This is a genomic window from Streptomyces sp. NPDC039462 (genome assembly GCF_055639375.1).
Genome location: NZ_JBVKAO010000012.1, coordinates 1 through 15,179 on the forward strand (window position 1 = coordinate 1; position 15,179 = coordinate 15,179).

Below are 15,179 nucleotides of genomic sequence, written 5' to 3' on the forward strand. Positions count from 1 at the left end.
TGCGTGCCCTGTTGTGGCGTGGGTCGTCTGTTGTGAGGTCTGCGGCGGGCGGGTGAGTGCGTGTGCTGCCCCGCGCCGTGCGGATGCTGCCTGTGCCGTGTATGCCGTGCGTGGCGTGTGGGCCGCTCGTGCCGTGTGTGCTGCTTGTGCCGTGCGGATGCTGTCTGCGCCGCGTATGCCGCGTGAGCGGTGTGTGCTGGCCGTGTCGTGTGTGGTGCGTGGGCCCCCGTGCCGCGTGTGCCGCTCGTGCCGGGCGTGCTGCTCGTGTCGTGTGCTGTCCGCGCTGTTCGTGGTGTGGGTGGTGTGGGGTTGGGTTGTCTATCGAGGCGTTTGGGGGGTGGGGGTTTTCGGGGTGGTGGTGTGGTGGTGGTGCGGTGCAGTGCAGGAACTCGACGATGTACGGAGGAGTCCCGTGAAGATTCAGGTTCTGGGTCCGTTGAGCGCCGAGGTCAACGGGGGATCGATTGTTCCGACGGCGAGTAAGCCGCGGCAGATTCTGTCTCTTTTTGCCCTCTACCCGGGTCAGGTGTTGCCGGTCCCGACGCTGATGGAGGAGTTGTGGGGCACGGCGCCGCCGCAGAGTGCGCTGACGACGTTGCAGACGTACATTCTGCAGTTGCGGCGGCATCTGGGGACGGCGTTGGGGCCGGATGCTCCGGGTGCGGCCAAGGAGGTGCTGGCGACCCGGCATGGCGGGTATCTGATGCAGATACCGGCCGAGAGTGTGGATGTGCACCAGTATGAGCGGCTGGCCGCGGAGGGGCGGGCGGCGTTCGAGGGCGGGGATGATGTCACCGCGGCCGACCGGTTCCGCCGGGCGCTGGCGTTGTGGCGGGAGCCGGCGCTGGTGGATGTGCGGGTGGGGCCGATTTTGGAGATCGAGGTGCTGCGGCTGGAGGAGTCCCGGCTGGGGACGGTGGAGCGGCGGATCGATGCGGATCTGCGGCTGGGCCGGCATTCCGAACTGATTGCCGAGCTGACGGAGTTGACGGCTCGTTATCCCCAGCATGAGGGGCTGCATTCGCAGGCCATGGTGGCGTTGTACCGGTCGGGGCGGCAGGCGTCGGCGTTGGAGATCTACCGCAAGCTGCGGATCCGGATGATCGAGGGGTTGGGGGTGGAGCCTTCGCCGCAGGTGCAGCGGCTGCACCAGGCCATGCTGGCTGTTGATCCGCAGCTGGATGTGGTGGCCGGTCCGCGGCGCAGCTCGACCTTCGACCTCTACGCCGCCTGACCGCCCCGCCACCGCACACCCGCCCACCCGCTCACCGCGCAGTCGCCCCCCCCGCACAGTACGTCGTAGTGCACCGCTGTACCCCTGCGGTGCACTGCCGTGCATGCGTGCCGGTGCATCCCGTGGTGCGCTGCCGGCGGTGTGCTGTCCGTGGTGCACTGCCTGCGGTGTGCTGGCGTGGTGGGGGGGGGAGGGTGTTGGGGGTTTTTGCTGGCCGGGGCGCGGGTGGGCTCGAGCCGGGTGCGGGCCTGGGTCGAGCGGGTGCGGCCACACTGGCGTGAGCGGTCTCTTTGCGTGATCCAGGGCCTTGGGCCCGGCCTCTTCCCCGGGCGTCTGCAGGTTGTGTCCGGGCGTCGGCCCGGCAGGCCGAGTCGGCGCCCGGACAGGCGGGCGGGTTCGGGAGCGGGGCGGGGTGGGGGTCGGCCCGGGTGGGCGGGCCCGCACGCCACGGGCTGGTCTCCACCCCGCCGCCGGTCCCGCGTCCCCGTCCCGCCGACCCGGCATCGGTGCGGGCCCGGTGTCCCGCCGGTAGGCATCGGTGCCGGCCCGGTCCGCACCGGGCCCGGCGCATGACGCGGGCCCGCGGCGGGTGGGGCTGGGGTGGCACGACGCTGGCAGGCATCGGTGCCTGCCTGGTCCGCTCGGGGCCCGGCACGTCGCGGGCTCACGGCGGGGTGGGGCTGGGGTGGCACGGCCGGCCCGGCGCGAGGCCGCGGCGGGGCTGGAGCGGCAGGACCGGCACGGTAGGACTGGCACGGGTAAGGGCCGGCGCGGGGCGGGTGGGGGGGTTGTGGTGGCTTTGTGCTGTGGTCGGCCGGGATGGTGCCGGCCGGGGTTGGGGCTGGTGCGGGCCGGGGTTGGGGTGGGGGATGGGTGTTGTTGGTGTGGGCCGGGGTTGGGGTGGGGGATGGGTGTTGTTGGTGTGGGTGAGAGGGGGGTTTGGTGTCCGGTGAGGGTGTCCACCGGTTGACGCATACCGCTGAGGTGGCTGCGCCCGCGTCGGTTGCTTATGCGTTGATTGCGGATCCGGAGCGTTGGCCGTTGTATCTGCCGCGCACGGTGTATGCGCAGCGGCTGGATTTTGATGGGGTGCATGAGCGGCTGCGGGTGTGGTCGCTGGCCGATGGGCAGGTGGCCTCGTGGATTTCCCACCGGGTGCAGGACGCGGCGCGGCGTTGTATCACGTTCCGTCAGGGTCCGTTGATGGCGCCTGCGACGTCCATGACCGGGCGGTGGAGTGTGCTGGCGCTGGGGGAGGGGCGGTGCCGGCTGACGTTGGAGCATGAGTTCACCGCTGCGCGGGAGCGGCCTCAGGATGCGGTGTGGCTGGCGGAGGTGACGGCCGACAACAGCCGTTCGGCGCTGCGCAGTCTGCAGTTCCTGGCCGAGCGGTGGGGGCGTCTGGATGAGCTGGCGCTGTCTTTTGCCGAGACGGTGCGGGTCAAAGGGCCGGCCGAGCTGGTGTATGCCTTCCTGTATGAGGTGGCGGACTGGCCCGGCCAGCTGCCGCATGTGCGCCGGGCCGCGGTGGAAGTGCCGCAGGCCGGTATCCAGAAAGTCGCCCTGGACCTCGCCGCCCCCACCCCCACCCCCGCCCTCGACAGCCCCGGCACTGGTCCCGGCCCCGGCGGCGCCGCCCCCAGCGGTCCCGGTCTTGGTCCCGGCGGCCCCGGTGCTGGTCCCGGCGGTCCTGGTCCTGGTGCGGGGGTGGGTCCTACGGTGGCGGGGATCCGTATCTGTTTTCCGCATGCCGGGCGCATTGTGCACAAGGCCACGGTGCCCCGTCCGTTGCTGGCCGCGCACTGCGGGGAGTGGTCGGTTCTGCCCGATGAGAGGGGTGTCACCGTGGTCGCCCAGCATCACGCCATCGTGCGTGAGGACGCCGTCGAGCGGGTTCTTGGCGCGGGGACCGGGCTGGCCGAGGCGCGCCGGCAGGTGCGTGCCGAACTCGGCCGCGACAGCCTGCAGATCCTGCACCTGGCCCGCCGCCACGCCGAGTCCGCCATCCGCGTCCTCTGACCCGCCCCCGCCCCCTCCCGCCCCGTCCCGTCCCGTTGCGCTGCGCCCGGTCCGCCGCCCGGTCCGCCCCATCCCGTTGTGCTGCGCCCTGGTTGCCGCACCCGGACCGCCGGCGGCGGGTGACTGTGGGGGCCCGGCGGGCGGGGGGATCCTGCGGGTCTGTATGCCTCACGGCGGTCCTCCGTACCGGACCTGCTCTGCCCCTGGCCGGGGCCCGGCCCGGACGCCCCTGACCGCGCCTCCGGCGCGAGAGCTCTCCCCCTGGACCGGCCCCCGGGCTTGCGGGCGGTACTGAGCCACCCGCCCCCTGGGTGTCGGGTGCTGGGCTTCCAGGTCTGCCCTTGGGGGCGGCTCTGGCCGCAAGGCCTCGGCGTACGGGCGGCATTGAGCCCCCCCCGGGGCCCGGGACACCTCCGCAGCCCCCCGGGGCCACCACGGGACGCCACGCCTTCAGGTCGTCGCCCGGGGGCACCCTCTCCGCCCCCGGATCCCGCCCCTGTTCCTGCCCTGCGGGGGTCAACTCGTGCTCGGTGGTGGGTGGATGTGGAGGTGGGGGCTCCGCGGGCCGTCGGTCGGGCGGTGGTCTCGGGTGCCGCGCACGGCGCCTTGTGCCGTGACCTACGTCACTTTCGGAGTCCCTTGGTGTGCGGACGCCATCCGTGTCACTATTTCCGCACGACTTCCCTGCCCAAAGCCGGTTCTGAGGCGGTGGGTTGAGTGTCGTATCCGCCGCCCCTCCTTGCGGGCCATGTTGAATCCATGCCTCCTGCGGCCCGGTTCCCCTTCCGTATTTCTCTGCCCGTATGCCCTAACGCCCGGCGTCACCGGCGTACGGCCCGCGGCGGGAATTTTTGTCTCTTTTTCCGGTCGTCCGGTGCCCAATATCCGTGCGGCCGGGGGAGGGCGGGATGACAGGGGTCGGGCGGCGTATGCGCGTAACCGGGCTGGTTCTTCACGGGCGTTCACGGGGTCCCTTCCTCCCGTAGGCGGTGGGCGGAGAGTGCGGATGGTGGGGCGGGATCCGGTGTGCCCGGCCCGCTTCGCCGTACCCGTTCTTTTTTGTTCTCCGGTGGCCGGTCGGCTGGTCCGGGTGGTGGCCCGGGCGCGGGTGGCGGAGGAAGGCGGCGGGGGAGGGGGTTCTCGTCCGGCCCGCAGTACGTGGCGCGCGGCACGCCGTAGTCCGCCCGCAGTCTTTGGCCTGTCCGGCTGCTGGCGGCCGCGCAACTGCCCGGCCGGTATGCGTAGTTGTGTGCCCAACCGGTCGACTTCCGTGCTCTGTCGTGCCGTTGACCGGGCGTGCCCGGTGTGCGGCGTGCCGTGGGTCGCAAGGCCCCGCCCCGTTGGCTGCCGTACGCCATCAGCGCCACCCCGTCGGCTCTGCACCGCACGCCCTCGGGCCGTCGGGCCCCTCTGTCACCCGCCGCATTCCGCCCACGGCAGGCCGCAAGCGCCCAGGCCGCGAGCCGCGAGCGGCAGCCGTCCAGCGGCCGGCCGTATGCCGTCCCGAACGACCAGCTCCAGCACTCCTGCCGCCTCAGGCGACCAGCTCCGGCGCCCAGCCGCACGGCGTGAGCGGCAGTCGTCCCGCGGCCGGTCTCTGTGGCCGGCCGTAATCCGCCCAGCGGTCAGGCCGTAAGCGGTCATGTCCAGCGGCTGGTCCCAGCGCCCAAGCCGCAGTTGCAGTCCGTCAAACCGCCCCGAGCGGCCGGCCGTGCCCCGCCAGGCCGCAAGCCGCAAGCCCTACCCCGCCCGGCGGTCAACCCGTACCCCGTCAACCTCTACCCCTATCCGGCCGGTTAACCCGTACTCCGCCGGCCCGTGGGCTGTAACCCACCAAGCCGCAACCCGGATCCGAACCCGAACCTCTATTCCGCCCAGCCGTACCCCGCTGATCCGATACCCCGCCCGGCGATAAGCCGTGCCCCGCCCGGCCGTATCCCGGATCCGTGCCCCGCCCGGCCGCAGGGCGTGTCCTGCCCGGCCGCCTCTCGCGGTCGTGCCGGAACGGGGCCCGGCCGGTAAGCCGTCCCCGGCTCGCGGGCCCGGCCGGTATGCCGTCCCGGCCTGCGGGCCCGGTCGGCTGGTATGCCGTCCCGGCTCGCGGGCCCGGTCGGCTGGTATGTCGGCCGGGCTTGTGGGCCGGGTTGTTCCTCTCGTGCCGCCTTCCCTGGTGGCCGGGCACCGTCTCCCGGATTTGTCAGGGGGGCGGGGTCCGGGGCCGGCGAAGGCGGCGCGGCCCAGGCCGTCACCGCTGCCCTTGCCGTCGCCGAAGCGGGCGGCACCGGGAGCGCGCACAAGCTTCTTCACGTGCAGAAGGCAGACTCTAGAGAAAGTGGATTCCCGATATGCCGAGGCTATGCAAGCCGTCAGTGCGTGTGCCGGAATACGTCATCACGGCGGAAGAGACGCTGGATTTCGCCGAGCGGGTCCATGCCGGAAAACCGCAGCTTCCCCTGGCACTTCGACTGATCCGCAACACGGGGGTGCAGAAGCGGCATATCGTGCAGCCCATCGAGCAGACCCTCAAGCACCCGGGCCTGACCGAACGCAACCGCATCTACGAGGCCGAGTCGAAAAAGCGTACCCCCGAGGTGGTGGAGGAGGCCCTGTCCAACGCCGGGGTCACCGCCCGGGACATCGACGCGATCATCTACGTGTCGTGCACCGGGTTCCTGATGCCCTCGCTGACGGCCTGGCTCATCAACCAGCTGGGCTTTCGCTCCGACACCCGCCAGATCCCCATCGCGCAGCTGGGCTGCGCGGCCGGCGGCGCCGCCATCAACCGGGCCCACGACTTCTGCCTGGCCCACCCCGGCAGCAACGTGTTGATCGTCTCCTGCGAGCTGTGCTCGCTGTGCTACCAGCCCGACATGGACGACATCGGCTCGCTGCTCTCGGACGGCCTGTTCGGGGACGCGGTCGCGGCCGCCGTGGTGCGCGGCATCGGCGGCACCGGCATCGAGCTGGAGGCCAACTCCTCCTACCTCATCCCCCACACCGAGGACTGGATCTCCTACGCGGTCCGCGACACCGGTTTCCACTTCCAGCTGGACCGGCGGGTGCCGGGCACCATGGAGCCGCTGGCGCCGGTGTTGCGCGAGTTCGCCGCCGGGCACCGCTGGGACGCCTCCAACCTCGACTTCTACATCGTCCACGCCGGTGGCCCGCGCATCCTCAACGACCTGGCCAAGTTCCTGGACGTGGACCGCAAGGTGTTCCGCCACAGCTGGGCGACGCTGACCGAGTACGGCAACATCGCCAGCGCCGTCGTCCTGGACGCGGCGCTGCGCCTGTTCGAGGAGGACACCCCGATGCCCGACGCCACCGGCCTGATCGCCGGTTTCGGCCCCGGCATCACCGCCGAGATGGCGCTGGGCCGCTGGAGCAGCGACACCCCGCCCGCCGCCGGCTGAGACGACGGCGTAACGCGTGACGGTGTGACGGTGTGACGGCGTGGTGGCGTGACTGCGGTGACGCCCGCCCCGCCCACCGCCCCCGCATCCGCAGTCCCGCCCGCGCAGCGCGGTGCCCCTCCGCCGCACCGGCGGCCCGGTGCCCGCGCGCCCGCCCGCGGGTGTGCCTGCCGCAGCGGCGGCATGGTGCCTCTACACCCGCCCGCAGCCCGGCCGGTGTGCCCGCCCGCACTGGCGGCCCGCTGGCCGCGCGCCCCGCCGGCCGGCCGGTGTGCCGGCCCGCACAGTACCGGCAGCGGTGGCGGCAGGTGCCCGTACGCCCGCCCCGCGGGTGTACCGGCCCGCACGGCAGCGGCAGCGGTGGCGGCGTGGTGCCCCTGTGCCCGCAGCCGGCAGGCCCGACGCCCCTTCGCCCACCCGCCACCCGCCGGCCCGTCCGCCCACCCGCCGGCCCGTCCGCCGGCCAGGCGAGTTGTCCGTACGAGAAGAAGGAAACCCACCCTATGACTGGCCTGATCGTTCCGCCCGGCCAGGGACGCAAGCTGATCACTCCGGCGCAGGAAGTGACCTTCAAGGCCACCCAGGCGCAGGGCTCGTCCATCTCCATCTTCGAGGTGGTCGTGCCGCCCGGCTTCGATGTCGGCGCGCATGTCCACCACGAGTCCCAGGAGTTCTTCTACGTCCTGGAGGGCGAGCTGGACCTGATGTGTTTCGAGCCGACCGAGCGCACCAAGGACACCTGGCACCACTGGCGTTCGGCCAGCGGTGAGCGGGTCATCAAGGCCGCCGAGGGCGGCTGCATGTTCGTGCCGCCCGGCACCCCGCACGCGTTTCGCAACGCCACCGACAAGCCGGTCAAGATGCTCTTCCAGAGCTATCCCTCGCCCGATCACGAGCACTACTTCGAGGAGATCGCCGAGATCTGGGCGCGCGGCACCACGGTGGATCCCGCCGCGGTGGAGGAGATGCGCAAACGCTACGACGTCGAGGAACTCACCCCCTTGCGCTACCAGCCGCCCACCACCACCCCCGCCCCCGCCGTCCCCGCTGTCCCCGCTGCTCCTGCTCCCGGCACCGCCGCCACTGCTGGCGCTGCTGCTGGTGGGGAGGGCGAGAAGTGAGTGCCGTGAAGAACAGTGCCGTCCCCCTGGTCCACGCCAGCCTGGGCGAGCAGGAACTGGCCGCCGTCGCCGAGGTGTTCGCCTCGGGCTGGCCGGCCGGCCAGGGCCCCCGCGGCAAGGCCCTGGAGGCCCAGCTCGCCCAGCGCTACGCCATGGACGCGGTGGCCGTCAGCAACTGCGGGGCCGCCCTGCACCTGGCGCTGCTGGCCCTGGGCGTGCAGGGCGGCGACGAGGTCATCGTCGCCGACTACACCTTCCCCGCCCCCGCCCACGCGGTGCGCTACCTGGACGCGGTGCCCGTCTTCGCCGACGTACGCCCCGACACCCACACCCTGGACGTGCAGGCGGTCGCCGACCTGATCACCCCGCGCACCGTCGGCATCATCGCGGTGGACACCGTGGGGCTGCCCGCCGACTACCGCGAGCTGAGCGCGCTGGCCCAGCGCCACGGCCTGTTCCTCATCGAGGACGCCGCCTGCGCGGTCGGCGCCACCTACCAGGGCCGCCCGGCCGGCGCGCTGGCCCCCGTGGCCTGCCTGTCCTTCCACGGCCGCAAGGGCGCCAGCTGCGGCGAGGGCGGCGCCCTGCTGGCCGCCGATGCGGCCGTCACCGCCGATGCCCGGCTGCGCTCCTCCTTCGGCATCGGCAGCATCTTCGACCAGTCCAAGATCGTGGGCCTGCCCATCCCGGAGTTCACCGAGGTCGGCTACAACTTCAAGCTCTCCGACATCGCCGCGGCCATCTTGCAGGTGCAGCTGGGCCGGATCGAGGAACTGCTGGCCCGGCGCACCCAGGTCGCCGCCCAGTACGCCGAACTCCTGGCCGGCGAGGAACTGCTGAGCCTGCCCCAGGTGCCCGCCGACCGCACCCACGCCTGGCAGTCCTACCTGGTGGCCCTGGACCCCTCGGTGGATCGGGCCGCGCTCGCCGCCGACCTGCGCGGCCAGGGCATCGGCTGCGGCCACGGCACCTGGGCCAGCCACCTGCAGCCGGTCTTCGCGGCCAAGCAGGCCTGCCCCGTCTCGGCCGACCTGTTCGCCCGCCACCTGGCCATCCCCATGCACGCCGAGCTCAGCACCGACCAGGTCGAGCGCGTCGTCACCGTCCTGCGCAGCGCACTGCGCACCCACGCGGCCCCCGCGGGCCGGGGAGGAACCGCATGAGCGAGCACCAGCCCACCCACGCCACCACACCCGCCCACCCGGACACCGGCCCGGCCGCCGGGGCGCAGTCCGGCCCGGACACCGGCCCTGCCGCCGGGGCGCAGTCCGGCCCGGACACCGGCCCTGCCGCCGGGGCGCAGTCCGGTCCGGATGCCGGTCCGGACACCGTCCTGCGGCTGATCAACGGCTACTGGTCCACCGGCATCCTGGGCGCCGCCGCCGAGCACCAGCTGTTCACCCACCTGGAGGCCGGCGCGCACGACGCCGCCCAGCTGGCCCAGCGCGCGCAGATCTCCGAACGCGGCGCCCAGACCCTGCTGGACGGCCTGGTCAGCATCGGGCTGCTCACCCTCGAGCAGGGCCGCTACCGCAACACCCCCGCCGCCTCCGCCTACCTGGTCACCGGCCGGCCCGCCGACCTGTCCCAGATGGCCCGCCTCAAGCTCACCCACATGGGCAAGCTCACCGCCCTGCCCGAGGTGGTCCGCGCCGGCGGCCCGGTCAGCGACCCCACCACCGAAGTCGCCGACAATCCGCACTGGGGCCAGGTGGTGCCCGCCATCGCCGCCCAGTCGGTCCCCGCCGCCGCCGTCGCCGCCGACGTGCTGGGCCTGGCCGGGGCCGGCGCCATCTCCATCCTGGACGTCGGCGGCGGCTCGGGCATCTACTCCGCCACCTGGCTGGAGGCCAACCCCGCCGCCCGCGCCACCCAGCTGGACTGGGAACCCATCAACGCCATCGCCCGCAAACTGCTCGCCGACCGCGGCGTCGGCGACCGCTTCACCTGCATCGACGGCGACTTCCACACCACCGACTTCGGCACCGGCCGCTACGACGTGGCGCTGTACTCGCACATCGCCCACCAGGAAGGCCCCGAGGACAACATCGCGGTCTTCACCCGCCTCAAGGACGCCCTCAAGCCCGGCGGCGCCCTGGTGGTCTGCGACTACGTCGTCGACGACGACCGCTCCGGGCCCGCCTTCCCGCTGCTGTTCGCCTCCGAGATGCTCCTGAAGTCCCAGCAGGGCGGCACCTGGCGGCGCGCGGACTACCACGCCTGGCTCACCAAGGCCGGCTTCAGCGACGTCTCCTTCCACGCCGCACCGCCCGCCACCTTGGTCATCGCCCGCTGACCCGCCCCCCCATACACCCGCATCCGCATCCGCATCTGCAAACGCACCTGCACGCGCACGCGAGCACGCAAACGCACGCGAACATGCCCGACACGTTAAGGAAATCAGCCGTGGAACCTGTGAACGTCGCCGTCATCTACTACAGCGCCACCGGCACCGTGCACGCTCTGGCCCAGGCCATCGCCCAGGGCGCGGAGAAGGCGGGTGCGAGGGTGCGGCTGCGCAAGGTGGCCGAGACCGCCCCGGAGGCGGCGATCAGCGCCAATCCGGCCTGGGTGCAGCACCGCGAGGCCACCGGTGACATCGCCGAGGCCAGCCATGACGATCTGGCCTGGGCGGACGCGGTGCTGTTCGGCACCCCCAGCCGGTTCGGGAACCCCGCCAGCCAGCTGCGGGCCTTCATCGACACCACCGGCCCCCTCTGGTTCGAAGGGAAGATCGCCGGCAAGGTGTTCTCCGCCTTCACCGCCAGCAACACCGCCCACGGAGGCCAGGAATCCACCATCCTGGCGCTGTCCAACACCTTCTACCACTGGGGCGGCATCATCGTGCCCCCCGGCTACACCGACCCCATCCAGTTCCAGTCCGGCAACCCGTATGGAACCTCGCACGTCGCCGGCGACGGCGCCCCCGGCGACATCGCCCTGCAGGCCGCCCGCCACCAGGCCCGCCGCGTCGTCGACACCGCCGCCGCCCTCAAAGCCGGCCGCACCGCCCTCTGAGTCCCCCCCCCGGGGGCCCACCCCCCGCCCGCCGGACCGCACTCCGCCGCATCACACCGCCTGTCCCTCCGGTCCTCCGGTCCCGTCCGCCTGCCCTCCTGGCTGTCTGCCGCTGCCCTCTGCTGCCGGCGCGCCGTCACACGCCCCGGACCGACGGCCCCGGGCAGCCGGCCCGGGCGACGGTCCCGGCAGCCGTCCAGGAGGGCCGCTCCGGGCGGCCGGACCGGGTGGCCGGCCGGGTGACCGTCCTGGGCGGCCGGTCCGGGCGGGCCCGCGCGGTCTCGGTCAAAACCGTGCGGGCCCGCCCGGTGCCGGCGGGCGGGGCCGGGGGCACGGCCGGTGGCAGAAACCGGTCCGAGGGGGCGCCCCCGGGCGCCGTGACGCGGCCCGCGGGCGGCCACCGGCACCGGGGAAGAGAGGGGGCCGGTGTGGCCCCTTTTTTCCGCGGCGGCGGCCGCCCCGCGTCCGCCTCACCGGGTCCGACGAGACAGCCCCGCACATTGTGAGGCCACCTGGCACCACCGCTCCTGCTCCCGCGCCGCCCCACCGCCCGTGCCCCGGCCCGCCCGGCCAACACCGGGCGGGCCCGCCTGCCCCGTGAACCCGCAAAGGAGACAGCCCCGATGAAGGGCTCCACGCTCTACGCCTCGATCCAAAAACGCGGTCTGCACCTGGGCCTGCTGCCCCAGATGGCCGCCGCCGCCAACGGCTCGGCGCCGATCACCCTCGACCACGACCTGGACGTGCTGCCCCGCACCGGCCGCCGCCTGACGGTCGCCCAGTTCGCCGACGCCGTGGACGATCTGGCGGCCCGCCTGGCCGCGGCCGGGGTGCGCCCGGACGAACGCATCGTCATCCACAAGAGCGCCAACGCCGACATCTGGATGCTGGGCGCGGCCGCCTCCCGCATCGGCGCCGTCCCGGTGATGCTCTCGCCCGCCCTGGACGCCGCGACCATCGCCGCCCTCATGGCCCGCCTGCAGCAGCCCACCCTGCTCACCGACACCGCGAAACTCGACGCCGGCCTGGCCAAGGAGGACCTGGACCACCTCACCCGCCGGGTGCTGATCGTGGCCGGCGAGCGGCCCGGCACCCAGTCCCTGGCCGACCTGGCGCACGCGCCGCGCGTGACCCCGGTGGTGCGGCCCATCGACGAGGCCGCGGTCATCACCCACACCTCCGGCACCACCGGACTGCCCAAACTCGTCGTGCACACCCCCCGCACCCAGGGCATCCGCCTGGTGCCCCAGTGGCGCCTGCTCGCCCTGATGCGCAAGAAAGACACCGTCGCGATCCACATCCCCTTCGTGCACTCACGGATGGTCGCGGCCATGTCCCTGGCCCTGCTCAAACAGCTGCCCATCCTGCTGCTGAACGACTCCGACCCCGACAGCGTCGCCGAACACTTCCTGGCCCACCGGCCCGGCTTCGTCGAGGCCCTGCCCAACTCCCTGATGGACTGGGAGGACCTGGCCGGCGACCCACGCCGGCCCTTCGCCTCGGTGAAGGTCTTCAGCAGCACCTTCGACGCCATCCACCCGCGCACCATGAGCCGGCTGCTGAACGCCTCCCGGCGGCCCGGCGCCCTGTTCTTCCAGATCTACGGACAAAGCGAGGTCGGCCCGGCGGTGGGCCGCGCCTACTTCCGCACCTCCGCCCACAAGGCCAACGGCCGCTGCGTGGGCTGGGCGATGCCCTACGGCGCCGCCAGGGTCCGCGTGGTCAGCCGCAACGGCCAGCCCCCCTCCCCGAAGAACCCCGGCTTCATCGAGGTCGCCTGGCCCGGCCTGGCCAAGACCTACTTCGCCGAACAGGACCGCTACGACGCCAACCGCAACGGCGCCTGGTGGCGCACCGGTGACGTCGGCTACCGCACCAAACTGGGCTGCCTGCACATGCTCGACCGCGAAGTCGACATGATCGAAGGAGTCCGCAGCTCCCTGGAGGTCGAGGACGTCGTCCTTGGCCGCCTGCCCGAACTGAGCGAACTGGTCGTGGTGCCCGGCCCCGGCGACGAACCCACCCCGGTCATCTGCACCACCGACGACACCCCCCTGGACCCCGCCCGCTGGCGCGCCGCCGTCACCGACTTCCCCCAGCTCGCCGACCCCGTCCACATCCCCCAGGCCCAACTCCCGCGCACCGCCACCCTCAAGGTCCAGCGCATCGCCCTGTCCCACCAGCTCCAACAACGCCTCACCGACACCGCCTGAACCCCGCCCCACCTCGGGCCCGGCCCCGGGAGCCGGACCCGGGTGCGGGCGGGGCGGGGGAGCGGCGGACGCTCACCCACCCCCCCCGTACGCCGGGCGAAGCCCCGCCCCTGCCGCGGCAGTTGGCCCGCACGCGCGGCGGGGCGCGCGCGGCCCGGAAACCCGCTGCACGCAGGCCCCCGGGACCCGGGAGGCATGCCGCGCGAGGCAGCCGGGCGGGGCCCGGCCACCCGCTCCCGCCCGCGCGCGGCCCGGGCCAACGGCCCGGCCTTTCGAGGAACGCGGCGCAGGGCCACGGCCAGGACACCGGCGCCGCACAAACGCCAAGCCGCCAAGCCGCCAAGCCATCAAGCCGCCAAGCCATCAAGCCATCAAGTCACTTGTTTCCTTTGTTCCTTCGCTCGCCCTGGAGAGTCATGTCCCGTCGCCTGTTCACCTCGGAATCCGTGACCGAGGGTCACCCCGACAAGATCGCCGACCAGATCAGTGACACCGTCCTGGACGCCCTGCTCGCCCAGGACCCCGCCTCCCGCGTCGCGGTCGAAACCCTCATCACCACCGGCCAGGTGCACATCGCGGGCGAGGTGACCACCGCCGCCTACGCCGACATCGCCACCCTGGTCCGCAACAAGATCCTGGAGATCGGCTACGACTCCTCGGCCAAGGGCTTCGACGGCGCCTCCTGCGGCGTCTCGGTGTCCATCGGCGCGCAGTCCCCCGACATCGCCCAGGGCGTCGACACCGCCTACGAACAGCGCGTCGAAGGCGCCGCGGCCGGTGCGGAGGGAGACGAGCTGGACAAGCAGGGCGCCGGCGACCAGGGCCTGATGTTCGGGTACGCCACCGATGAGACCCCCACCTTGATGCCGCTGCCCATCGAGCTGGCCCACCGCCTCTCCCACCGCCTGAGCGCGGTCCGCAAGGACGGCACCGTCCCCTACCTGCGCCCCGACGGCAAGACCCAGGTCACCATCGAGTACCAGGGCAGCCGGCCCGTGCGCCTGGACACCATCGTGGTCTCCTCCCAGCACGCCGCCGACATCGACCTGGACGACCAGCTCACCCCCGACCTGCGCACCCACGTCGTCGAGCACGTCCTGGCCCAGCTCGCCCAGGACGGCATCAAGCTGGACACCGACGACTACCGCCTGTTCGTCAACCCCACCGGACGCTTCGAGATCGGCGGCCCGATGGGCGACGCCGGCCTGACCGGCCGCAAGATCATCGTCGACACCTACGGCGGCATGGCCCGCCACGGCGGCGGCGCCTTCTCCGGCAAGGACCCCTCCAAGGTGGACCGCTCCGCCGCCTACGCGATGCGCTGGGTCGCCAAGAACGTCGTCGCCGCGGGCCTGGCCACCCGCTGCGAGGTCCAGGTCGCCTACGCCATCGGCAAGGCCGAACCGGTCGGCCTGTTCATCGAGACCTTCGGCACCGCCACCGTCCCCCAGGCCGACATCGAACGGGCCGTCACGGCCGTCTTCGACCTGCGCCCGGCCGCCATCATCCGCGACCTGGACCTGCTGCGCCCCATCTACGCGCAGACCGCCGCCTACGGCCACTTCGGCCGCGAACTGCCCGACCTCACCTGGGAGCGCACCGACCGCGCCGAGGACCTGCGCAAGGCAGTCGAAACAGGCTGAGCTCCCGCGCGCCGGCCCGCCCGGGCACCGCACCCGCCGGTACGGTGCCCGGCCCCGCGCGCCGGCCCCGGCCGGGCGCCGTACCCGCGCTGTGGTGCCCGGCCGCACGCCGACCCGCCCCGGGCATCGCCCCGGCGGTGCGATGCCCAGCTCCGGGCGCGGGCCGACCCCGCACCCTCGTACCCGACGGTGCGGTGCCCGGACCCCGGGCGCGGGCACAACCCGGGCGCCGTAACCGGCAAGGCGGTGCCCGCGCGGCGGTGTCCGCCAGGCGGTGTCCGGCCCCGTTCCCGGCGGCGCGGCGCCCGCCCGCGCGCGGGCCCGCCCCGGGCGCCGTACCCGACAAAGGCGGGTGGTGCCCGGCCCGGCGCGCGCAGGCCCACCGGACCCCGCACCCGGCAAGGCCGCCGCCCGCCGCCCCCGCCCCCCTCTCCTACGAGCCCTGCCACCCCCCCCGCGTCCGACCCCTCGTCTCCCGCGGGGCGCCGCCTTCGTGCGCCGCCGCGTTCCCCTCCAGC

At 73.2% G+C, this 15,179-nt stretch carries 9 protein-coding genes; all 9 read left to right on the forward strand.

Annotated features, from left to right (window positions below):
• Nucleotides 1–412 precede the first annotated feature (412 nt).
• The 9 genes from ACZ7LU_RS39635 (at nt 413) to metK (ending at nt 14,661) form a co-directional block, all read left to right on the forward strand.
• Nucleotides 413–1,234, forward strand: coding sequence for an AfsR/SARP family transcriptional regulator (locus ACZ7LU_RS39635; RefSeq protein ID WP_398311668.1), 822 nt, complete (start codon nt 413–415; stop codon nt 1,232–1,234).
• 966 nt (nt 1,235–2,200) lie between these two features.
• Nucleotides 2,201–3,253, forward strand: coding sequence for an aromatase/cyclase (locus ACZ7LU_RS39640; RefSeq protein WP_471919623.1), 1,053 nt, complete (start codon nt 2,201–2,203; stop codon nt 3,251–3,253).
• A 2,345-nt stretch (nt 3,254–5,598) separates the two neighbouring features.
• On the forward strand, nt 5,599–6,666 hold the full coding sequence (locus ACZ7LU_RS39645; RefSeq protein ID WP_468088341.1) for a type III polyketide synthase: 1,068 nt from the start codon (nt 5,599–5,601) through the stop codon (nt 6,664–6,666).
• Between the two features lie 503 nt (nt 6,667–7,169).
• Entirely contained in the window at nt 7,170–7,787 is a 618-nt protein-coding gene (locus tag ACZ7LU_RS39650; RefSeq protein ID WP_468563841.1) for a cupin domain-containing protein, read from the forward strand.
• A gap of 5 nt (nt 7,788–7,792) precedes the next feature.
• Complete coding sequence (locus ACZ7LU_RS39655; protein WP_471919624.1) at nt 7,793–8,950, forward strand: DegT/DnrJ/EryC1/StrS family aminotransferase; 1,158 nt, start codon at nt 7,793–7,795, stop codon at nt 8,948–8,950.
• Entirely contained in the window at nt 8,947–10,083 is a 1,137-nt protein-coding gene (locus tag ACZ7LU_RS39660) for a class I SAM-dependent methyltransferase (protein ID WP_471919625.1), read from the forward strand. The genes ACZ7LU_RS39655 and ACZ7LU_RS39660 overlap by 4 nt, the downstream gene beginning before the upstream one ends.
• Nucleotides 10,084–10,166: 83 nt before the next feature.
• On the forward strand, nt 10,167–10,805 hold the full coding sequence (gene wrbA / locus ACZ7LU_RS39665; RefSeq protein WP_471146693.1) for an NAD(P)H:quinone oxidoreductase: 639 nt from the start codon (nt 10,167–10,169) through the stop codon (nt 10,803–10,805).
• 623 nt (nt 10,806–11,428) lie between these two features.
• Complete coding sequence (locus ACZ7LU_RS39670) at nt 11,429–13,018, forward strand: AMP-binding protein (RefSeq protein WP_471919626.1); 1,590 nt, start codon at nt 11,429–11,431, stop codon at nt 13,016–13,018.
• 416 nt (nt 13,019–13,434) lie between these two features.
• A complete protein-coding gene (gene metK, locus ACZ7LU_RS39675; RefSeq protein ID WP_468318522.1) occupies nt 13,435–14,661 on the forward strand; it encodes a methionine adenosyltransferase in 1,227 nt (408 codons plus the stop codon).
• Nucleotides 14,662–15,179 lie beyond the last annotated feature (518 nt).